Origin of the sequence: Bacillus sp. MUM 116 (genome assembly GCF_001866655.1) — a bacterium.
Lineage (GTDB): Bacteria > Bacillota > Bacilli > Bacillales > Cytobacillaceae > Neobacillus.
Genome location: NZ_MLYR01000110.1, coordinates 1 through 21,809, shown reverse-complemented (window position 1 = coordinate 21,809; position 21,809 = coordinate 1). Strand labels below are relative to the sequence as shown.

The following is a 21,809-nucleotide window of genomic DNA, read 5'->3' as shown; positions in this document are numbered from 1 at the left end:
CAAAAATTTTTTGCCGGGTTTTTAGATTTTGCCCGCCTTAAGTATTTTTTTTAGAAAAGGCTCTTTTCGTAAACTTTGTTCCTTTCGGACCTTAATAAGGGTCAAATACTTAAGTTTCTAGGCAATTTTCGCAAATGTTCTTACGAAAAGATGCCACGAAGCATTTAGTCTATACGGGTTGATGAACTTATACGAAAAACAACAATCTATGCGAAAATAGCCTTAGAAAAAGGAGTAGGTACCTTGAAAGCATTTCAGTTTTCAATTTCGTCCCGTTATGACAAAATAAGCATGATGAAAATAGAAGAAAGGGACGAAGACATGTGATAAATGAAGTCGGCTTGGTTCTTGAAGGCGGGGGAATGCGTGGAGTGTATACGGCAGGCGTTCTTGAAAACTTTTTAGAAAATCAGTTATTTTTCCCTTACGTTATTGGTGTATCCGCAGGTGCTTGTAATGCCGCGTCGTATTTGTCGGAACAAAAGGGCAGAAATAAAACCGTAACAATTCAATATGCTTCGGACCCCAGATATATATCCTGGAGAAATTATTTTAAAAATCGCCAGTTTTTTGGGATGGATTTTATTTTTGATGAAATCCCCAATCAACATATTCCCTATCATTACGATGTTTTTTATAATAGCCCCTCTGAATTTGTGGTGGGAACGACAGATTGTTTAACGGGTGAAGCGGTTTATTTTAAGAAAAAGGATTATGGGAAAGAGTTATTAACCGTATTACGTGCTTCCAGTTCTCTCCCTTTTATTGCACCAGAAATAACCTATCAAAATAAAATCCTGCTTGATGGTGGAATTAGTGATCCAATTCCAATTAAAAAAGCACAAGCAGATGGTTTTAAGAAAAATATTGTGATTCTTACAAGAAATATTGAATATCGAAAAAAGGCTTCTAAATTTCACTTCCTTGTTGACCGAAAATATCCTGATTATAAGGGCCTGCAAAAGGCATTACGGAATCGATTTCAAATATATAATGACACCCTCGCTTACCTGGAAAGAGAGGAAAACAATGGAAATGTTTTTATCATTCGGCCGTTAAAACCACTCCAAGTAGGAAGAATGGAACGAAATCCTGTTCGTCTAGAGGAATTATACAATCAGGGCTACGAGGATGCCAAAGCATTAAGAGGGAAAATAGTAGAATATGTGGAATCAAAGGATTAAGAGACTTTTGCCGGTCTCTTTTTGTTTTAAAGAGAAAATCTCCTATCATTTTTCCTACAATCATTTAATAGACTGATATAAGAGGAATGGATAAGGAGTTTTCATGATGAAAATAGATAAATATTACCGCGATGCCGCATGTGTCAGTCTAAATGGCAGCATCGCTGCATTGGTTCCCGCAGTTTTAATTATAATAGTAGACCTTTCTTTTTTCCGGAACAAGGAAATAATGATGTTAACCATCCCCTTTCTCATTTACAGCTTCATCAGCTTTCAAATCTATTTATTCAAGGTTAGACAAGCCATTTTCATAAAAAGAAACATGTTGAAATCCAGCAGTTTCTACCATTCCATTTTTGAGACGGAGCATTTATTAGCCGTTTATTTACCGAAGCGTTTACAGTTCTTTTTTCCAGATGGACACTTGGCAGGTGAAATCAAAAAGTACCGGGGAAAAAAATTTTGCTTTCCGGTCTTTTCAAAAATATATGCACTTTATGATTTTAATCATCAATTAATTGGGATTTATAAGGTTAAACAGGGAAAACACAAAAAAATTGAGGTATTTGACCGAAACAAGGCTTATCAAGGATATTATCAAATACGGAAATTGAACATGCGGAAATTTAAGAAGGAGCTTTTTGATACAAATGAAAGGTTTATTGGAGCAGTAGAGGGTGCTTCCCTTTTTATGGATGAGAAGATTATAAATTCAGCCAATCGTCAATTGGGACGGTTGCGCAGAGGCTGGATGCCGCTCGAATGGAGTAAATTTTTTCCAGAGCCAAATACACCGGTTCTTTCTTTTTCGGAAGGTATTTCTGAGCAGGACAAACTGTTACAAATGTCTTTTCTCATAAACGAATATTTTATAGAAAGATAATAAGGAGGTTTTCGTTCCTTTCCCTACCAGAATTTGATACTATAATGAATAAATGTAATCTCGTGAAGCTGGAGGGTTTTAAAGTGCAAATTAACTTAATTAAAGGACACGGTTCTGGTAATGATTTTCTTTTAATTGATGAAATTTCTAATTCCTATACATTTTCTGAAAAAGAAAGGGCCGAACTGGCAAGGGTTTTATGTAACCGAAATTCCGAACTTGGGGCAGATGGAATTCTTTTCGTGTTGAAAAGCGAACACGCGGACGGAAGAATGAGGGTTTTTAATGCCGATGGTTCGGAAGCCTCCATGTGCGGAAATGGACTTCGTCTTGTTTCCCGTTATATTTGTGAGATGCGGGGGCAAAAGGAAGCGGTGATTGAAACAATGAAGACCGACTTAAAGGTGTGCAAACAAGCAGACATATTCCCTGATGTGACAACGTATCAGGTAGAAATCTCGCCAGTATCGTTTTCGTTGGAGGATCTGCCATTACGATTAAATCAGCCGACATTAAAAAATGAAAACATTCCAGAATTATCTGAAAAATTAATCTTTACTGCTTTAGCGGTACCGAACCCGCATTTAATTGCCATCGTTGAAAACAATCAAATGCAATCGGATCTTCAAAAAAATCTTAGTGAAAAAGTGAATGGACCGAATGAATTTTTTCCAGACGGGGTCAACGTCAGTTTTGTAAAAGACATAGATAAAGGAAATATTTATGTTAGGACATTTGAGCGGGGGGTAGGTTTTACCAATGCCTGCGGAACGGCGATGTCTGCCTCTACCCTTGTTACCTGTTTGAATGGATTGAACGATTTTGAAACAGTTGTGAATGTCTATAATAATGGTGGTAAGGTTCAATGTGTTGTTCATAACAATAGCGACTCCTATCATATTGACTTAATCGGTAATGCTACCTACCTTTATACTGCTTCAGTAGAAGTAGAATTAGAAGGAAGGAATTTCACTGTCACAACGAAAGAGGAGTTACTGGAACAAACAGCATACGAACAACTTCAGACAGAAGCACAGGCGTTTTTAGCTGAAGCAATGAAAGGATAAGGGGCTCACCCTTATCCTTATAATATAAGAATTTATAACTTGCTTTGAGAATGGTCCAGCTCCGGCGCCTGCGCTTTTCTTATTTATTATTTTTTATCAAAACTTCCAGAACAGAGGCAAAAGGCTGAATGATCTTGGTAGAAAAATAAGACCGAAACGGATCCCCTTGTTTACGTACTCGATTTATGACAGAATCCATCGTAAATTGTGCTGGTTCCAGTTTCTCGTCTACTTCATCCCAGTAAAGGGGTGTTGCCACACCTGCATGTTCATTTCCTCTCATCGAGTAAGGAGCGACAATAGTTTTCCCTTCTCCATGCTGAACATAATCCACATATAAACGATTTCCACGGTTCTTTTTCATTCGCTCGATTGTAAATGAATCTGGGTCACAGGAGATTAAGTAGTCGGCAATAAAGCTGGTGAACAGTCTTGTATCATCATAGGTAAATGTATTTTCCTGCAAGGGGAGATAAATTTGCAATCCCTTATTCCCGGATGTTTTAATAAATCCGATCAAGTTCAATTGATCTAGAACATCTTTAATGAGTAAAGCTGCTTTTACCGCTAAATGAAAATCATTCTTTGAAGGGGGATCTAAGTCAAAGACAATCTCGCTCGGACCTTTACTGTAAATTGTTTGAAAGGGTACATGATATTCAATCGCTAATTGATTCCCAAGCCAAATGAGCGTTTTTAAGTGGTTACAAAGAATATAATCGATATTTTCGTGTTTAAACGTTTTTACAAAGTCAGGAGCATAATCAGGACAGTTTTTTTGGTAAAATGGTTCCCCAAACATACCGTGTGGGTAGCGAATCACTGTCAAGAGACGATTTTCGAGAAAGGGCAGCATATACGGAGATATTTCACGCAGGTATAGAATAAAATCGGCCTTTTGAATATTCAGCTTCTCCCACAGCGGTTTATCTGGATGAGTGATGTCCAAGTCTTCGGGAAGATTTTTTTGTTGAAATTGGAACCGGTTGTACGTGCAGTCAGCTGGTTCCAAATCAAAGCGAAAACGGTCAAAATGCGGCTCGCGCAGCTGCCCGTCATAAATCTCCAAATATTTTATTTCTAAACAAATGGCAGGATCCACATAAATAAACTGTACATCTTCTTTTTTCATATTTTGTTTAATTGTCTGTTGAAGGGCCTGCTTTTCATCCGGTTTAAATCCAAAAAGAACCTGGCCAATCGGGTGAATTTTTTTGTCTTGATATACGCCGACAGAAAAGTAACCGTTTGTTTTCTCTAGTGCTGTTATATAGCAACTTACATACTTCCAATTTTTATATTTAAGCCATTGGGTTGTACGCTTTCCCTCCTCCCAGGGACTGTTTTGCTGCTTCGCAACAATCCCCTCACCATCAAAGAGAACAACCTGTTCCCAAAGTTCATCAAAGTCTTTGTATGCTTTTACGATCTGTACCAGCTGATCTGTGTAAGGGTCTGCTTCCAGATTGAAGTGAACCTTTCCAAACAGATTTTCCAGTTCTTTTTTCCGTGCAGTAAATGGCTTGCTGTGTATGGATTTTCCAGCGATTTTTAGTATATCGAAAACCATTAGTTGGCATGGGGCATTTTCTGCCTGTTCACTAATTTTCTCCTCTGACTTTAATCGTCCCCGTACTTGAATTGCCGAAAAATTGGCTTTGCACGGATTTTCCAGTGATACGAGCTCTCCATCTAGCTGAAGAGGTAAAAATGGTTCGAATTCCTTTTGGTACTTTAATAAAAATTTTATTATCTCCGGAAATTGAGGTATGAGAGGCTTGCCGTTCCTGCTTGTTAAGCTAATCCCCTTTGAATTCCATTCCATTAAAGCGCGGAATCCGTCATATTTCACTTCATACAGCCAATCGGAATGGATAGGGCGTTCAAAGGTCAGACTTGGCAACATCGGTTTCATCTGCATAATCCCTTCTTTTTTCTTTATTTTGTATCATTCCTGTTGGGTTCATCCTTTTCCATTTGTTTATAGGGATGACAGGTTTGCCCGATTAGCAAAATAAACATAAAAAGAATGGAGAATCAGCTATGCATACGATGTGGAAGGGAAGTATCAGTTTTGGACTGGTGAATATTCCTATTAAGCTCCATACAGCAACGGAAGATAAGGATATTAAACTTCGGACCCTTCATAATAAATGCCATGCCCCTATCAAATATGAAAAAATCTGTTCTGTTTGTGAAGAAGAGGTAAAACCCGAGGATATCGTCAAAGCCTATGAATACACAAAGGGAAAATTTGTCGTGTTGGACAACGATGATCTTGAAAAATTAAGAAAAGAAAACGAAGATAAAGCTGTTGAAATCATTGATTTTGTCAAAATAGAACAAATTGATCCAATATATTTTGACCGCAGCTATTATATGTCTCCTAACGAAGGGGGCGGAAAAGCATACTCTTTATTACGTAAAGCGCTTCAAGAAACTGGGAAGGTTGGTCTTGCCAAAATCATTATTCGTTCGAAGGAGCAGATGGCTGTCATCCGAGTGTATGAGAATACATTGGTGATGGAAACGATTCACTATCCTGATGAAGTACGAAATGCCAGTGATGTCCCAAGCGTTCCTTCAGAGGATAAAGTTACTAAAAAAGAATTGGACACAGCCATCATGTTGATTGATCAATTAACAACCAATTTTAATCCAGAAAAATATACTGATGAATACCGAACAGCCTTACTAGAATTAATTGAATCCAAACGAAAGGAAAAAGAAACGGTGACCACTAAAGCAAAAGAGACGCCTTCAAATGTAACCGATTTGATGGCCGCCTTACAGGCATCTATCGACCGTACTAGACCGGAAAGGACCTCAGAAGCTCCAAAGAAAAAAGCTGCAGCACCAAAGAAAAAGACCATTTCGAGAGTTAAAAAAGAAGCATAATTTTCAATTTTGCCGATTTGAATTTATTCAAATCGGTTTTTTCATGTAAGACATGCATAGAGGAATAGAATAATTAAAAAGGAGTGTGCCAATGGTAAATGTCCTGATGTTTACGGATCCGGGAATCGATGATTCGTTTGCAATTATGTATGCGTTGCTAAACCCAAAGATTAATCTTGTAGGGATTGTCAGTGGATATGGCAATACGCCTAAGGAAATTTCGGTCCGGAATACGGTATATTTATTAAATCTGGGCGGAAGGGAAGATATCCCTATTGTTGCGGGAGCTGCCGGGCCAATATCAGGGGAGCCGGTCCGATTTTATCCGGAAATCCATGGAAAAGAAGGATTAGGCCCTCTTAAACCCCCTGATGATATCAAAAATGTAAAAGTATATGATTTTAATAAAATTTTAGAAATCATTACCCAATATAGAGGGAATATCGTAATTGTCTCAGTCGGCAGATTAACAGAACTGGCCTTAATGTTTATTTTATATGGAAATGATGCGTTAAAAGACGTTTCAGCTTTTTTTATCATGGGTGGGGCTTTTTTAGTGCCCGGTAACATTACTGCTGAAGCGGAGGCGAATTTTTATGTGGATGCCATTGCAGCCAATTCCGTATTGGAAAAAGCTCATAATGTATATTTATTTCCATTAAATATTACCAATCGTGCCATTATCACTCCAGAGGTAATTAATTTTCTTTCGGAAAGTAGTCCAACCCCATTTCGACCACTGATAAAACCTGCTTTTGATTATTATTATCATGCTTACCAAAAAAATGTCCCCGGCATCAAGGGAGCTCCACTTCATGATGTTGTTCCGCTAATGTCTCTAATTGATCCAGATTTAGTTAAGTTTATATCGCGGAGGGTAAGGGTTGAGGAATTTGGTACGGCTAAAGGTAAAAGTATTGCTGATTTTCGTCCAAAACCAGATCCGGAACCTATTGACTCTATGGAACATATTGGCATGGAGGCAGACTATCAAAAGTTTGTTGTTCAGTTTATGGAGGTTTTTCTTCGTGGGAGTGAATAGAAATTAGTAAAAGCAGGGATTCTCATCCCTGCTTATTATTATTCCGAAATATTTTCTTTGCAGTAGGAAATGACTAATTTTTCCTCGTCATCCTCCAAAGCAAAATCTAATACTTTTTCGGTTCCTCTTTCGAAAAAATAATAATTCGTGATTCTTTCTCCATTTTCATCCATCACAAAAATTACCTTTAAGCCTATTCCTTTTTCAGAAAAGAGCTCATCGTCTTCATCAATCTCGAGCTGCAGGAAAAATTCATAACGGTCGCCAGAAAGCAAACCAAATGGATCTTCAAGTTTTTCAACAGTATTACCAGTAATGTTCAAATTTATCATCCTTTTCTTATGTATAAACTCCTTTTTATTATACACATTTTTTAACTTAACTAAGATACCGTGAATTTATTAAAAAAAACACTTTATTGAAAAGTGTTTTTAGAAACAATATGTATGGAGGAGAAGATGAGATTCGAAATCACTCGGGCGGTTGCCCGTCCTAACGCATTTCGAGTGCGCCCCCTTATAACCGCTTGGGTACTTCTCCGTTTTGGAGCGGGTGACGGGAATCGAACCCGCGCCGCCAGCTTGGGAAGCTGGAGTTCTACCATTGAACTACACCCGCGATTTTTCCTATAACAATAAAAATTATACCACGATATTTTAATTTCATCTAGTTTTTTGCTATTTAATCAACATTTTCATCCAAAATCAATCAAATTCACTCAAAAAATGATTGTTTTTGAAAGAAAATGATTGATTTTTGCAATCGGTTTCAGTAATATATAATCATGAACAATAATTTTAGGTGGTGATGACTTGTTAACACCGGAACGTCATCGACTTATTTTACAAATGTTAAAGGGTAAGAATATCGTTAAAATTCAGGAAATCGTTGATCTTACTAATACATCAGAGTCAACTATCCGCCGCGATTTATCGCAATTAGAAAAGGAAAAACATTTAAAAAGAATTCATGGCGGCGCATCCCGGCTCCAAGGGAAGCTGCAAGAACCGAGTATGATTGAAAAATCAGCCAAAAACCTTCAAGAAAAACGGCGAATCGCTCAATATGCTGCAAGTTTGATAGAAAAGGGTGATTGCATATATTTGGATGCAGGGTCAACGGTGTTAGAAATGATTGAATTTCTAACACTAACCGACATTGTTGTCGTTACAAATGGATTAACGCATTTAACACCATTATTAAATAAAGGGATTCCAACTTATTTAATTGGCGGTTTTGCTAAACCGAAAACAAATGCCATTATCGGCCGGGGAGCATTGGCAAGTCTTGATTTATACCGGTTCGATAAATGTTTTATGGGGGTAAACGGAATCCATCCGCAATTTGGATTTACAACTCCAGATCAAGAAGAGGCCATGGTGAAGCATAAAGCGATTTCACTTTCGCGGGAAGCTTATGTTTTAGCTGATGACTCGAAGTTTTCGGAAATTGCTTTTGCGAAAATAGCCGATATCTCGAAGGCCAAGGTAATAACAAATGAGTTGGATGAAGAAACACAATTACAATACAAAAACAGAACTACATTAAAGGTCGTGACAGCATGATTTATACATTAACTTTAAACCCTTCTGTTGACTATATTGTTCAGCTTGAAAGCTTCCAATTGGGAGAGCTGAATCGAGCAACGAGAGAAACAAAGTTTCCCGGAGGAAAGGGGATCAATGTTTCCAGAGTTTTAAGTCAGTTAGGCTTAGCGAGCAGAGCGTTGGGCTTTAATGGTGGATTTACGGGGAGCTACATTGAAGATTATCTAAAAAATGAAAAGATTGAAACGGACTTTATTAAGGTAAAAGAAGATACACGGATTAATATTAAGCTTAAAACAGGCCAAGAAACTGAAATCAATGCAAATGGCCCAAAGATTTCTGAAGAAAATTTCAAACAGTTAAAGGACAAAATTAGGCAATTAACAGAAAATGACCTGTTGGTCCTTGCGGGAAGCATTCCATCGACGATGCCCGTAACAACATATGAAGAAATCGTAAAAATTTGTAAAGAGTCTGGGGCGAAATTTGCTGTTGATGCAGAAGGTGAGCTATTAAAAAAAGTTCTTCCCTACCATCCATTTTTAATAAAGCCAAACCATCATGAGCTTGGTGATTTATTTCAAACTACCATTTCAAGCTGTGAAGAAGTTATTCCGTATGGAAGAAAACTAATTGGAATGGGCGCAAGAAACGTAATTGTGTCTCTAGCGGGTGAGGGAGCTGTTTTTATAAATAATGATATGTCCGTGATTGCTGAAGTACCGAAAGGGATTGTTAAAAATTCAGTTGGTGCCGGGGATTCAATGGTGGCAGGCTTTTTGGCTGAATATCAAAAAACGGGGAATGTGAAAAATGCTTTTCAATACAGTGTTGCTGCAGGAAGCGCAACCGCATTTTCACTTGGATTGTGTACAAAAGATTTAATTGAAGAACTCCTTGTGCAAGTAAAAATAAGAGAAGTTGTTTAGGAGGAGAAAACTCTTATGAAAATTACAGAATTGCTTACAAAGAATACAATTCTATTAAATATAGAGGGACAGCAAAAAGAAAATGTCATTGACCAGCTTGTTGATGTGTTGTTGAAAGCAAATAAAATTACGGACCGTTCTGAATTTAAAGCAGCGATTTTAAAACGAGAAGAACAAAGTACAACAGGAATTGGCGACGGGATTGCGATTCCGCATGCTAAAGTAAAAGCCGTTAGGGAACCGGCAATTGCATTTGGTAAATCAACTGCAGGCGTAGATTATCATTCGCTTGATGGACAGCCTGCCCATTTGTTTTTTATGATTGCTGCACCTGAAGGCGCTAATAATACACATCTTGAAGCATTAGCACGTCTTTCCGGGCTGTTAATGAAACAGGAAGTACGTGAAAAACTTTTACATGCTGTTTCTGCAGATGATGTCCTTGAGGTTATTAATTTTTATGACCAAGAAGATGAAGAAGAGCAGGATGTATCAAACAAAAAGAACGCAATTGTAGCAGTTACCGGATGCCCAACAGGGATTGCCCACACTTATATGGCAGCTGATTCTTTAAAAGCAAAGGCTGCTGAAATGGGTGTAGACATCAAAGTTGAAACAAACGGTTCCGGTGGAGCAAAAAATGTTTTAACGAAAGAGGAAATTGAGAATGCAACAGCGGTCATCATTGCCGCAGATATCAATGTGGAAATGGAGAGATTTAAAGGCAAGCATGTGATTCAAGCAACCGTTGCCGAGGGTATTCGCAAGCCGCAAAATCTGATTGAACGTGCCCTCAAGCAGGATGCACCGGTTTATGAAGGCAATGGCAGCAGCGGCAAAAGTGATAATAGCGGTGCTGATGGAAAAGGAAGAATAGGTTTTTATAAGCATTTAATGAATGGTGTCTCCAACATGCTTCCGTTTGTTGTCGGGGGAGGTATTCTCATCGCAATTAGCTTTATGTTCGGTTATAACTCAGCGAATCCAGATGATCCTTCGTACAACGCTTTTGCTGCAGTATTGAAAACAATTGGCGGTGGAAATGCATTTGGACTGATTGTGCCGGTTCTTGCTGGATTTATTGCCCTAAGTATTGCAGACCGTCCAGGGTTTGCGCCAGGTATGGTTGGCGGTATGATGGCTGCCAGCAGCGGTGCAGGATTCCTCGGCGGATTGATTGCCGGATTTTTAGCAGGATATGTGGTTGTTTTATTGAAAAAGGCATTTGCCGGACTTCCACAATCATTGGAAGGTATAAAAAGTATTTTGTTATATCCTTTGTTTGGTATTGCGATTACAGGATTAATCATGTTTTATGCGATTAACCAGCCGGTTACATGGATAAATAAAGAAATTACTCATTGGTTAACAGGTTTAGGAACAGGAAATGCTATTTTACTAGGAATTGTTTTAGGTTTAATGATGTCGTTTGATATGGGTGGCCCCATTAATAAAGCCGCATATGTATTTGGCACAGGGTTACTAGCTAACGGTGTTTATGAGCCAATGGCCGCAATTATGGCTGCCGGCATGGTACCGCCACTAGGAATTGCGATTGCGACTACTTTATTTAAGAAAAAGTTTAATAAGCAAGATCGTGATGCCGGAAAGGCTTGTTATGTCATGGGATTATCCTTTATTACAGAAGGGGCAATTCCGTTTGCAGCAGCAGACCCACTTCGTGTGATTCCTTCAGTAATGGCTGGATCAGCCGTGGCCGGGGCATTGTCTATGGCATTTGGAATCGGTCTTCGTGCCCCACATGGCGGAATTTTCGTTGTTCCGTTGGTTGAAGGCGGCGCGCTACAATATGCATTAGCAATTTTGATTGGTGCTGTTGTGACCGCTGTGTTGCTTGGAATTTTGAAGAAGCCTGTGAAAGGTGAATAGTGGTGTTTTGGACCGGCAGCGTTGGGGGCTGCTGGTTTTTTATCTTTGGGCAGAACCTATGGTAGTGTCGGGGTAAATGGTTACATTGAAGGTATGAAGAGCAAATCCCTTTAGTTCTTTGGAAGAAATGGTATTCATAAAAAGGATGAAGACCAAATCCCTTTAGTTCATTGGAAGAAATGGTATTCATAAAAGGGATGAAGATCAAATCACTATAGTTCCCAGGAAGAAAAGGTATTCATAAAAGAAAGCAATACCGTTTCTAATTTAAACCTCAAGTAGAAATTGCCTTCATAGAAAGTATTAAGATAAAAAAATCTTTAAAAATCTAGGAGAAATGGTTTTCTTTTGCCTGCACCCACTGAAAAAGTGTGAACACCTATACTGCGATGCTAAAATAAGTATAAATCTTCCTTACTCGTAAAACGCCCATTGATGAACGCCTACAATCTTAAAATGCTGTCCAAGGATTCTGCCGATTCTTCTTTTCGGAATCAAACATCCACATCCTTTCTTTGGTAAAACTCTAAGTTCATTTTATAAAAAATTCCAGACTCTTCTTATTAAAAAAATGAATATTTTGTTACATTTTTTGGGCATTGGAGAATAAACTTTTAATTGGTAATTAGGATTAGGGGGAGATGGAATGAATGAGGTTTTTGAGAAAACCGCCAGATTCGAGCATCGATTTTGGCTTCAAATATTAGGTGATCATTCCCGATTTATCCATGATGCGCTCGCTCCCGTAGAAAAAAGCGAGATTCAAAGCGCATCGGAATTCATAAATACTTTTGATACTCTCCTAGAACAGGCAAAATCTGTGGAAATTAACCAATTAACTGAAAAAGCAGCAACTGAAACCACTAAACTTCGAGACTTTAAATTAAATTTAATAAAGAGACATTTGGTTGGTAAAATAAAAATTCATTTATCACCGTCTTTTCTCAATCACATGGTAAATGAGTTGGAGGAATACCAGCGGATATTAAAGCACCTTAAATTACAGGAAGTGCCCCCGGTATATCATGAACTACACCATCATCTCGTTTGGATTTTGGATGCCGCTGGGCATGCCGGCGCTATTTCCGCAAACCTAGATAGTGTGGAAAAACGATTAAAAGAAAAAAGTGATCTTTACACGAAACATTTTGAAGATTTTTACTTAAAGGCTGTTGAAATGGCAGGTTTTTTAAGAACTCAGCTGACGAATTTTCCAGCATTAGAAAAACTTAATTCAGATGTCATCCTGGAAATTAAGCTATTTCAAAATTTCCTCCATGAAATTGATGAGCTCGAATTAAGTGCTCAAGCATTGGGGATCTTTTCCCCATTAATGGCGGACCATATGACACGGGAAGAGTGCTATTACCTCATGAAGTTAGCAGAGTCGACAAATGTTAAAAAACCAGACTGTGATCCAACCAAGCCGCGATTAGGATAAAGTATTTTCCTTAAAGGCCAAAATGAAGAAGAAACTAAAAAGTATGGTCTTCATAAAGAGCGTGAACACCAAAATTTTAAAAAAATTCAAAAGATATGGCCTTCATAAGGAACATGAAGGCCAAAACTCATTATTGAAACATCAGAATTTCTTTTCTCATATGTGAAGCTGCCAATCAGGCTTATCCCTGCCCCTCCATCTCCGGTTTAATCGCCATTAATGCAACAATTGCGGCAAGAATACTCAATCCGCTCAGCAAAATAAAAATCCAATGGTTGGATCCCTTCATGAGCACAGCAATAAGCGGAGGGCCAGCCGCCACCCCAATAAATCTCATTGAACTATAAATCGAAGTAATCGTCCCGCGTTCTTTTTTCTCAATTCCTTCAGTGATGAGGGCATCCAAACAAGGCAGTCCTAAACCAATTCCTACACCGCTGATTAAAAACATACTAATCATGAACCATAATTTTATCGAAAACCAAAGGGCACCAATGGATAAGGCTGCAGCTACAATCCCGCCAAATGTTAACCATTTCATTAAAACTTTGTTTTCTTTTATGACCTTTCCGGCAATAAAAGAGGATAAACAAAGAGCCCCAAGAGGAAGTGCTAAAAAGAAGCCTTTTTTTAGATCATGAATTCCATATTCCTTTTCGAATATTTCCGAAAGGTAAAACAAAATTCCAAATAGAATAAACATTAATATTCCGCCAATAAAGAAAATCGCATATAGCCATTTTCCTTCTTGTGTAAAGGTTTTCTTTACATTCTTGAAAAATTGCTTAAATGGAATTGCTTTTTGTGACGATTTTGGACATTTTACTAAAAAAATCATTAAAATCACCGAAATCCCACAAAATACCGGAAATGAGAAAAAGGGTAAAAACCAGATAAATCCCGCTAAAAAAGCCCCCAAAATTGGACTTAACACTTTCCCAAAGGTATTGGATGTTTCGATGAGGCCGAGACAGCTGCTGACGTCATTATCATTTTTAAACATATCACCCACCAATGGCATGACAATCGGTGCTGCCCCCGCAGCACCAACTCCTTGCAAGGATCGCCCCAGCAAGATTAGCCAATAGGCATGGTCTAATTTCCATGCAGCCCAGCCTGAGATTAATCCGCCAATTCCGGCAATTATAAGGCTGGGAATGATGACTTTTTTTCTGCCAATATGATCAGATAAGTAACCCGCCACAGGTATTAAAAAAATGGCAACGATGGAATAAACCGTAATCACCATACTCGTTTGAAATGAAGAGATATCCAACTTTTTTTCCATTGCAGGCAAAACAGGTATTAACATCGAATTCCCCAATGTCATTACCAGGGGAATGGAAGAAAGAGAAACAATGGCCCACTTTTGCTTAGATACTTCATCGGATTCTTTTTTTCCGGTAGAAGATGATTTTTTTTTAGCTGCCCGTGGACTTGGGCAAATTTGCTCTATATGTTCCATTTACCTTCTATCCCGCCTTTATAATGTACTACTGTTAATATTGACTTTTTTGAGTTAAAATAATTAGGTACTCAAAATCCTTTAAATGGGAATTTAAATGAAAATCAATTTTGAAAATTTCAATATTAATGGTTGACAAATGATTTGGATGTGATTATTATTAATATCAATTAATAAAGATTGATAAGGCATTGATGAAGAGTAGTAACCTTTACGAATTCTTTAGAGAGCTGATGGACGGTGCAAATCAGTGTAGACGTAATCGTGAATGGACTTCTGAGCCCCAAACCGAACCCCAAATGGAGTAGTAGGCTTTGGCGAAAATCTCATCGTTACATGAGACAGATATTCAAGCGTTATTAAATGCTTTGATATCGGTAAAGTGAGCTAATTTTTAGCTAATGAAGGTGGCACCACGGGTCTCTCGTCCTTTTTTTGGATGAGGGGCCCTTTTGTATTTAAAATAAAAAATGATAAATCGTTAAGCAAGAGGAGTACACATTATTGATTCTTTCCAGAGAGCCGGGGAAGGTGAGAGCCCGGTAAGAGGAAATTTGTGGAATGGACTTGCGAGATGCAGCTTGAAAGCAAAAAGCGATCATGCTTTGTGTTTAGTATGGCTGCACGGAGTTCCACCGTTAAAAGGATAGGATATCGGACGAATGAGTCCTGTATCTGAAAGAGGAAACAGGTAACAGCCTGTTTCAAACGGAGGTGGCACCGCGGTTTAAGAATCGCCCTCTATGGATGCATGAAATTTTAGTATGCATTCATAGAGGGCGATTTTTTTTTTATAACAAAGGAGCGAGATGAATGAAAACAAAAAGTACGTTTTTTGTTCAAGAGTTAAAAGGCGATACCCTGACACCGATTTCAATTGTAAGAAAAATAAGCGGTAAGAAAAAGTTTTTATTAGAGAGTTCCCATAAATATAATGACTCCGGCCGTTATTCCTTTATTGGTGCGGACCCTGCGTTGGAATTAATCGCAACGGGCAATAACATTCAATTAGTAAATCGTAATGATGAAAAAAAAACAATCCAAGGAAATCCATTAGAAATTTTAAATAATCTGCTTCCCAAAAAGGAAATGGAAGAGACTCCATTTCCCTTTATCGGCGGGGCTGTCGGATATGTTGGCTACGATATTGTCCGCCAATATGAAGATATTGGACCGAGCTTAGAAAACAGCATAAATATGCCAGATGTTCATTTGATGTTTTATGAAGAAATAATTGTCTTTGACCATCTTCAGGAAAAAGTAATGGTTTGCGGCCTGCCGATTTTGGATGAATCGAATCAGCTACAAATTGAAAAAAGAGTTCAGCAAAGAGTGGAAGAGCTAAAACAGCCTGACTATTTTCAGGAAGAAGAACCATATCAGTTTAATGGATACGAATCGGAAACAGATAAAGAGACTTTTATCAACAATGTAAAAAAGGCAAAAGAGCATATCCTTGCTGGTGATATCTTTCAAGTGGTTCTTTCAAGAAGAATGAAGTCAGCATTTAAAGGTAATCCATTGGCAGTGTACCGGCAACATCGTGCGAACAATCCGACTCCATATATGTTTTATATTGATTTTGAACCATATACCGTTATTGGTTCTTCACCGGAAAGCTTAATCAAGGTCAGAGGAAAACAGGTGGTTGCAAATCCGATTGCCGGAACAAAAAGAAGAGGGCTCACACCAGAAGATGACCAATTAATTGCAAAAGATCTGTTGGCAGATGAAAAAGAATTGGCTGAACATAAAATGCTTGTTGATCTTGGCAGAAATGATCTTGGCAGGGTTTGTGAATTCGGAACTGTTAGGGTTGATAAGTATATGAATGTCGAAAAATTCCGTCATGTCATTCACTTAGTATCGGAAATTAGCGGACAATTAGCTTCCCAATACACAGCGTTGGATGCATTGGCAGCATGCCTGCCTGCCGGTACCGTTTCTGGGGCTCCTAAAATTCGGGCAATGGAAATAATTAACGAGTTGGAAAATTTAAAGCGCGGTCTTTATTCCGGGGCAATAGGTTACCTATCAGCAAACGGGAATATGGATTTTGCTTTAGCGATAAGGACGATGATTCTGAAAGATGGCAATGCCTATATCCAAGCCGGTGCAGGTATTGTTTATGACTCGAATCCTGAGTCGGAATATGAAGAAACAGTGAATAAATTGAAATCATTTTTGGAGGGTGAAAAATGATTGTACTGATCGATAATTTTGATTCATTTACCTATAACCTTTATCAGTATCTTGGTGAATTAGGAGAGACAGCCACTGTCATTCGAAATAATCAACTTACAATTGCGCAGCTAAAGGAATTGAAACCAAAGGCCATTATTCTTTCACCTGGTCCGGGAAGACCGGAGGATGCAGGGATTTGTGTTGAAGTCATTAAAGCGCTCCATCAGGAGATTCCGATATTAGGGATTTGTCTCGGCCATCAGGCAATCGGGTATGCATTTGGGGCAAAAATTTCCCGTGCCGATTCAATCAAACACGGTAAAACATCTTTTATCACTCATAATGCGAATGGTCTATTTGAATATCTCACATCGCCATTAGAGGTGATGCGCTATCATTCATTAGTTATTGAAAAAAACAGCCTTCCTGAAGAATTTGAAAGTGTAGCAATCTCGATGGATGACCAAGAAGTTATGGCGATTAAGCACCGGCACTATCCGGTATTTGGACTCCAGTTTCATCCGGAGTCAATCGGAACCCCGACAGGAAAAAGAATCTTGAAAAATTTTTTAGATAACGTAGAAAGGATGAAACGGGATGAAAAATTATTTACTCCAATTAGCTGAAAAGAAATCATTTACTGAAAATGAAATGAAAGATGCCATTGACAATATCCTTTGTGAAGAAGTTTCCGAAAGTGAGATTGCAGCGTTTTTAATGGGATTAAAATCAAAAGGAGAAACAGTAGAAGAAATTACCGGGATTGTAAGAGCATTGAAAGAAAATACGTTGAGCTTTAAAAGGAAGTTTCCGAATGTTCTGGATAATTGCGGAACAGGCGGGGATGGATCGTCGAGTTTTAATGTAAGTACTACATCCGCTTTTGTTATAGCGGGGGCGGGAATTCCGGTCGCAAAGCATGGAAACAGAAGCATTTCGAGTAAAACAGGAAGCGCGGATGTTTTGGAACACCTTGGTATCAATTTAGATTTAACCCCTGAACGAATCGAAGAAATAATTGATGAAGTCGGAATTGCCTTTTTATTCGCGCCAAATGTCCATCCAAAGCTTAAAAAAATAGGAATGGTCCGTAAACAGTTAAGAATTCCAACTGTGTTTAATTTTATTGGACCATTAACCAATCCGATTGAACTAGATTATCAATTATTAGGAGTATACCGCCGGGATTTACTGCCGGTGTTTGCTGAAGTACTTCAAAAACTTGGCCGGAAGCGGGCAATTGTCCTAAACGGTGCCGGATACATGGACGAAGCATCATTACAAGGTGAAAACCACGTAAGCATTTTAGAAAACGGCGATATTACAAAATTCACTTTTACTCCGGAAGATGTTGGACTCCCAAAATATGATAACAGTGAGATTAAGGGAGGAGACTCAAGGGAAAATGCTGAAATTCTTTTACGTGTCCTTAAAGGGGAAAACGGGGCATACAAAGACACGGTTTTACTGAATGCCGGCTTGGGGATTTTCACAGCAGGAAAAGCTGGTTCTATACAGGAAGGGATTAAACAAGCTCGAGAAATCATTGAATCCGGTACAGCTTACGAAAAACTGTATCAATTAATTGAAAAATCCGTATCAGGTAAAAAGGAGGCAATCTAAAATGGGAACGATTTTAGATCGAATTATTGAACAAAAAAAGCAGGAACTGCCAATTCTTCGTGAAACAAGGCCAACCCTCCCTTCTTTTTTAAACGATAGAAAATCTTTTATTAAAAAACTGGGGAATGCAGAAGAAATTTCAGTAATAGCAGAATTCAAACGGGCCTCGCCATCAAAAGGGGACATTAATCAATCGCTTAATCCGACAAAACAGGCGCAGCAGTATGAATGTGCCGGTGCCACTGCTATTTCCGTTTTAACGGATCAAACTTTTTTTAAAGGGTCATATGCAGACTTAATGGCTGTGAGAGAAGCGGTTGGCCTCCCAATCCTTTGCAAAGATTTTGTCATTGACCCTGTTCAAATTGATCATGCTGCCAAAAGTGGAGCGGACATCATATTATTGATCGTTGCTGCATTAGAGGAAGGCACACTTGTTGAACTTTATCAATATGCAACGAACATTGGATTAGAGGTTTTAGTAGAGGTCCATAACTTGGATGAATTGCAGACCGCATTAAAATTGGGTGCAAAATTAATTGGAGTTAATAATAGAGATTTGAAGACCTTCAATGTATCTCTTGATGTAACAGAAAATTTGGCAGCACTTGTTAAAGAAAGCGGGGCTTTCCTGATAAGTGAAAGTGGCATTCATACAACTGAAGATGTTGATAGAGTCCGACAAGCAGGTGCGAACGGAATTCTAGTTGGGGAAGCTTTAATGCTTAGTTCAGATGTAAAGCAATCATTAGGGAATCTTCGTCTTCCTCTAGTAGGGAGTGTTAACAAATGAAAGTGAAAATTTGCGGAATTACTGATCCTGACACTGCCATTGCTGCTGTAGGCTTTGGAGCGGACGCGATTGGCTTTGTTTTTGCAGAAAGTAAAAGAAAAGTAGAACTTGACAAAGCAAAGGAAATCATTGCTAAACTGCCTTCCGATGTGATGAAGGTTGGAGTGTTTGTTAATGAAATGGCAGAAGAAATTGAAAAAATTGCCTATTATGCTGGTTTAACCCATATCCAATTACATGGAGATGAACCAGCATCCTTAAGTGAAAAACTCACATTACCGGTAATAAAGGCAGCAAGTATTGAGAACAATGATTCTGTCCGAGAAATAAAAAATTTCCCATGTGAATTTCTCTTGTTGGATGGTCCAAAAGGAAAGTACAGAGGCGGAAATGGTCTTGCATTTGATTGGAAAAACATCAACCTAGATATCCTTAGCGAAAAGAAAATCATTCTCGCTGGCGGGTTGCATGAAGGAAATATCGAGGAAGCAATCCAAACGGTACAACCGGATATGGTGGATGTCTCGAGCGGTGTCGAAACAGAAGGAAAAAAAGACCTGCAAAAAATTAAAATATTTATTAAAAAGGCAAAGGGAAGCCTTACGAGGAGGATAACAGTATGACTAGCTACACATTACCTAATGAAAAAGGGCACTTCGGCATCTTTGGCGGCCGTTTTGTCCCGGAAACACTCATGAAGGCTGTTACGGAGCTGGAAGCAGCTTATAAAATAGCGAAGGAAGACCCGTTATTTCATGAAGAGATTGATCGCCTATTAAAAGAATATGTCGGCAGGGAAACACCGCTTTATTTTGCAGAAAATCTGACAAAACTTGCTGGAGGAGCAAAAATCTATCTTAAAAGAGAAGATTTAAACCATACAGGAGCACATAAAATTAACAATGCGATTGGTCAGGCGCTTTTAACTGTCCGGATGGGGAAAAGAAAAATTGTAGCAGAAACAGGTGCAGGCCAGCATGGGGTAGCAACGGCTACCGTTTGTGCCCTATTAAATCTTGAATGTATCATTTTTATGGGTGCAGAGGATATCAAACGTCAAGCCCTGAATGTTTATAGGATGGAATTACTGGGAGCAAAGGTTGTCAGTGTCACAAGCGGAAGTTCAACTTTAAAAGATGCGGTAAATGAGGCGCTGCGCTACTGGGTTGCAAATGTGGAAGACACTCACTATCTACTAGGGTCTGTTTCGGGGCCGCACCCTTTCCCGATGATTGTCCGCGATTTTCAAAGCGTAATCGGTAAAGAAACGAAGAAACAATTTTTTGAAAAAGAAGGAAAACTTCCGGATGCTGTCGTTGCTTGTATTGGCGGCGGAAGCAATGCGATGGGAATGTTTTATCCATTCATTGAAGATGAAGAAGTGAAGCTGTACGGTGTTGAGGCAGCCGGGCAAGGAATTGAAACAGGGTTTCATGCTGCGTCGCTGACTAGTGGAAAACCAGGAGTTTTACATGGTGCTTTAATGTATCTCTTGCAGGATGAAGATGGGCAAATTATCGAAGCACATTCCATTTCTGCTGGTCTTGACTATCCGGGAATTGGACCAGAACATAGCTATTTACATGAGAGCGGCAGGGCTATTTATAACTCAATTACCGATCAAGAGGCACTCGATTCATTTCAACTTTTATCAAGACAAGAAGGAATTATTCCTGCCTTAGAGAGTGCTCATGCTGTAGCATTTGCTATTAAACTGGCTGCCAAAATGAAAGAATCAGAACAGATAGTCGTTTGCTTATCAGGGCGCGGGGATAAAGATGTTGATGCCGTAAAAGCAAGGTTAGAAGGGGGAAGGTAAAAATGAACCGGATTGCACAAGCATTTAATGAATTAAACAAACATAACAGAAAGGTATTTGTTCCTTATATTATGGCAGGGGACGGCGGCTTGGATGTCCTTGCCAGCCGCCTTGTTACCCTTGAAAAATTCGGTGCTTCCGCTATTGAAGTAGGTGTTCCTTTTTCCGACCCGGTTGCAGACGGTCCTACAATTCAACAGGCTGGAATAAGAGCCTTGGAAAATGGCACGACCTTAAGGGGAATTATTTCTGAGATAGCAAAAGCAAGGGCACAAATCTCTATTCCGATCATTATGATGACCTACTTAAATCCAATCTACGCATACGGTGTTGCCAAATTTGTAGAGGAAATAAAAGCAGCAGGAGTGGATGGATGTATAATTCCTGATTTACCTGTGGAAGAAGAGGAAATTATTGCTCCTTATTTAAAGGAGGCTCAAATTGAGTTAATCCGTCTTGTAACATTAACCACACCCATTGAGCGAATCAAGGCCATTTCATCTAAAGGGAAAGGCTTCTTATATGCCGTAACTGTAAAAGGAATTACCGGGACAAGAAACTCTTATAACGATGATTTGAATAAATTCTTGCAAACTATTAAAGAAAATAGTCCAATCCCGGTTCTTGCCGGATTTGGAATTTCAAATGAAGCGCAAATCAAAGAAATCACATCGTATTGTGATGGAGTGATTGTCGGCAGTAAAATTGTTGATTTGTTAAATCAAAATAACTTGGCTGAATTAGAAAGACTTATGTCCGTTTTAGAATTTGAAACTAAAATCTAGTTGAAAAGTCTACTTTTCGGAGTAGACTTTTCATGTTGGAAAATACAGTAATTCCCATTACCTTGATTGTGTTATTTGAATTATATATAATAAGTACGTATCCAATATTTATTGACCAGCAAAGGCTATACGCCCGAAAACTTCCAGTCCTGGAAGTTTGTTTTTATAAGTAAAGAAAGTATAAAATTTTCGTCCTTGAGAATTGTCCAGCTCCAGTGCCTTGCCCCTCGAGGGAAAAAATGAACTGCTTTTTTCCTAG

The 21,809-nt window shown here is 38.7% G+C and carries 19 protein-coding genes, 2 tRNA genes and 2 other annotated features; of the genes, 16 read left to right on the top strand and 5 right to left on the bottom strand.

The genetic code is table 11. The annotated features are described in order from the left end of the window. The first annotated feature begins 323 nt into the window (after nucleotides 1-323). From BIV60_RS23575 to dapF, 3 genes are all read left to right on the top strand, one after another. Nucleotides 324-1,184: a patatin-like phospholipase family protein gene (locus BIV60_RS23575; RefSeq protein ID WP_071358152.1), complete on the top strand. Its 861-nt coding sequence runs from the start codon at nucleotides 324-326 to the stop codon at nucleotides 1,182-1,184. A gap of 106 nt (nucleotides 1,185-1,290) precedes the next feature. Continuing rightward, the gene (locus BIV60_RS23570; protein WP_071358151.1) at nucleotides 1,291-2,067 is read left to right on the top strand and encodes a hypothetical protein; all 777 of its coding nucleotides are present in this window, start codon (nucleotides 1,291-1,293) and stop codon (nucleotides 2,065-2,067) included. Nucleotides 2,068-2,150: 83 nt separating this feature from the next. Then, nucleotides 2,151-3,134, top strand: coding sequence for a diaminopimelate epimerase (gene dapF / locus BIV60_RS23565; RefSeq protein ID WP_071358150.1), 984 nt, complete (start codon nucleotides 2,151-2,153; stop codon nucleotides 3,132-3,134). A gap of 79 nt (nucleotides 3,135-3,213) precedes the next feature. Here the strand turns inward: dapF and BIV60_RS23560 are convergent, their stop codons facing one another. After that, nucleotides 3,214-5,049 (bottom strand): DNA ligase D, encoded by a 1,836-nt coding sequence (locus BIV60_RS23560; protein ID WP_071358149.1) that lies wholly within the window; start codon nucleotides 5,047-5,049, stop codon nucleotides 3,214-3,216. Between the two features lie 128 nt (nucleotides 5,050-5,177). Between BIV60_RS23560 and ku the strand changes: the two genes are divergently transcribed. After that, complete coding sequence (gene ku / locus BIV60_RS23555) at nucleotides 5,178-6,032, top strand: non-homologous end joining protein Ku (RefSeq protein WP_071358148.1); 855 nt, start codon at nucleotides 5,178-5,180, stop codon at nucleotides 6,030-6,032. 91 nt (nucleotides 6,033-6,123) lie between these two features. Next, nucleotides 6,124-7,074 carry a nucleoside hydrolase gene (locus BIV60_RS23550; RefSeq protein ID WP_071358147.1) on the top strand — a complete coding sequence of 317 codons (951 nt, stop codon included), beginning with the start codon at nucleotides 6,124-6,126 and terminating at the stop codon, nucleotides 7,072-7,074. A gap of 38 nt (nucleotides 7,075-7,112) precedes the next feature. Here BIV60_RS23550 and BIV60_RS23545 read toward each other — a convergent pair whose 3' ends face one another. From BIV60_RS23545 to BIV60_RS23535, 3 genes are all read right to left on the bottom strand, one after another. Beyond that, nucleotides 7,113-7,406: a DUF6509 family protein gene (locus BIV60_RS23545; RefSeq protein ID WP_071358146.1), complete on the bottom strand. Its 294-nt coding sequence runs from the start codon at nucleotides 7,404-7,406 to the stop codon at nucleotides 7,113-7,115. A 115-nt stretch (nucleotides 7,407-7,521) separates the two neighbouring features. Next, nucleotides 7,522-7,614, bottom strand: a tRNA-Ser gene (locus tag BIV60_RS23540). 4 nt (nucleotides 7,615-7,618) lie between these two features. Beyond that, nucleotides 7,619-7,692, bottom strand: a tRNA-Gly gene (locus tag BIV60_RS23535). Between the two features lie 194 nt (nucleotides 7,693-7,886). Between BIV60_RS23535 and BIV60_RS23530 the strand changes: the two genes are divergently transcribed. The 4 genes from BIV60_RS23530 to BIV60_RS23515 all read left to right on the top strand — a co-directional run bounded on the left by BIV60_RS23530 (nucleotide 7,887) and on the right by BIV60_RS23515 (nucleotide 12,881). Next, on the top strand, nucleotides 7,887-8,639 hold the full coding sequence (locus BIV60_RS23530; protein ID WP_071358145.1) for a DeoR/GlpR family DNA-binding transcription regulator: 753 nt from the start codon (nucleotides 7,887-7,889) through the stop codon (nucleotides 8,637-8,639). After that, a complete protein-coding gene (gene pfkB / locus BIV60_RS23525) occupies nucleotides 8,636-9,550 on the top strand; it encodes a 1-phosphofructokinase (RefSeq protein WP_071358144.1) in 915 nt (304 codons plus the stop codon). Before BIV60_RS23530 ends, pfkB begins: the two co-directional genes overlap by 4 nt. 15 nt (nucleotides 9,551-9,565) lie before the next feature. Beyond that, on the top strand, nucleotides 9,566-11,440 hold the full coding sequence (locus tag BIV60_RS23520) for a PTS fructose transporter subunit IIABC (protein WP_071358143.1): 1,875 nt from the start codon (nucleotides 9,566-9,568) through the stop codon (nucleotides 11,438-11,440). A 646-nt stretch (nucleotides 11,441-12,086) separates the two neighbouring features. Further along, nucleotides 12,087-12,881 (top strand): DUF2935 domain-containing protein, encoded by a 795-nt coding sequence (locus tag BIV60_RS23515; protein WP_071358142.1) that lies wholly within the window; start codon nucleotides 12,087-12,089, stop codon nucleotides 12,879-12,881. A gap of 181 nt (nucleotides 12,882-13,062) precedes the next feature. Here BIV60_RS23515 and bcbE read toward each other — a convergent pair whose 3' ends face one another. Continuing rightward, a complete protein-coding gene (gene bcbE, locus BIV60_RS23510; RefSeq protein WP_071358141.1) occupies nucleotides 13,063-14,346 on the bottom strand; it encodes a bacillibactin exporter BcbE in 1,284 nt (427 codons plus the stop codon). Between the two features lie 182 nt (nucleotides 14,347-14,528). Continuing rightward, nucleotides 14,529-14,781: a binding site (T-box leader), on the top strand. Nucleotides 14,782-14,818: 37 nt separating this feature from the next. After that, nucleotides 14,819-15,091, top strand: a binding site (T-box leader). Between the two features lie 68 nt (nucleotides 15,092-15,159). On the opposite strand from bcbE, the gene trpE reads away from it, so the two are divergent. The 7 genes from trpE to trpA are packed head-to-tail and all read left to right on the top strand — an operon-like array spanning nucleotide 15,160 to nucleotide 21,550. Beyond that, a complete protein-coding gene (gene trpE, locus BIV60_RS23505; protein ID WP_071358140.1) occupies nucleotides 15,160-16,548 on the top strand; it encodes an anthranilate synthase component I in 1,389 nt (462 codons plus the stop codon). Next, entirely contained in the window at nucleotides 16,545-17,156 is a 612-nt protein-coding gene (locus BIV60_RS23500; protein ID WP_071358139.1) for an anthranilate synthase component II, read from the top strand. Before trpE ends, BIV60_RS23500 begins: the two co-directional genes overlap by 4 nt. After that, nucleotides 17,128-18,153 carry an anthranilate phosphoribosyltransferase gene (gene trpD / locus BIV60_RS23495; protein ID WP_071358138.1) on the top strand — a complete coding sequence of 342 codons (1,026 nt, stop codon included), beginning with the start codon at nucleotides 17,128-17,130 and terminating at the stop codon, nucleotides 18,151-18,153. Before BIV60_RS23500 ends, trpD begins: the two co-directional genes overlap by 29 nt. Nucleotide 18,154: 1 nt before the next feature. Then, nucleotides 18,155-18,946 carry an indole-3-glycerol phosphate synthase TrpC gene (gene trpC / locus BIV60_RS23490; protein ID WP_071358137.1) on the top strand — a complete coding sequence of 264 codons (792 nt, stop codon included), beginning with the start codon at nucleotides 18,155-18,157 and terminating at the stop codon, nucleotides 18,944-18,946. Continuing rightward, nucleotides 18,943-19,569, top strand: coding sequence for a phosphoribosylanthranilate isomerase (locus BIV60_RS23485; protein ID WP_071358136.1), 627 nt, complete (start codon nucleotides 18,943-18,945; stop codon nucleotides 19,567-19,569). Before trpC ends, BIV60_RS23485 begins: the two co-directional genes overlap by 4 nt. Further along, nucleotides 19,566-20,765 carry a tryptophan synthase subunit beta gene (trpB, locus tag BIV60_RS23480; protein ID WP_071358135.1) on the top strand — a complete coding sequence of 400 codons (1,200 nt, stop codon included), beginning with the start codon at nucleotides 19,566-19,568 and terminating at the stop codon, nucleotides 20,763-20,765. The genes BIV60_RS23485 and trpB overlap by 4 nt, the downstream gene beginning before the upstream one ends. Before the next feature lie 2 nt (nucleotides 20,766-20,767). After that, the gene (gene trpA, locus BIV60_RS23475; protein WP_071358134.1) at nucleotides 20,768-21,550 is read left to right on the top strand and encodes a tryptophan synthase subunit alpha; all 783 of its coding nucleotides are present in this window, start codon (nucleotides 20,768-20,770) and stop codon (nucleotides 21,548-21,550) included. Nucleotides 21,551-21,809 lie beyond the last annotated feature (259 nt).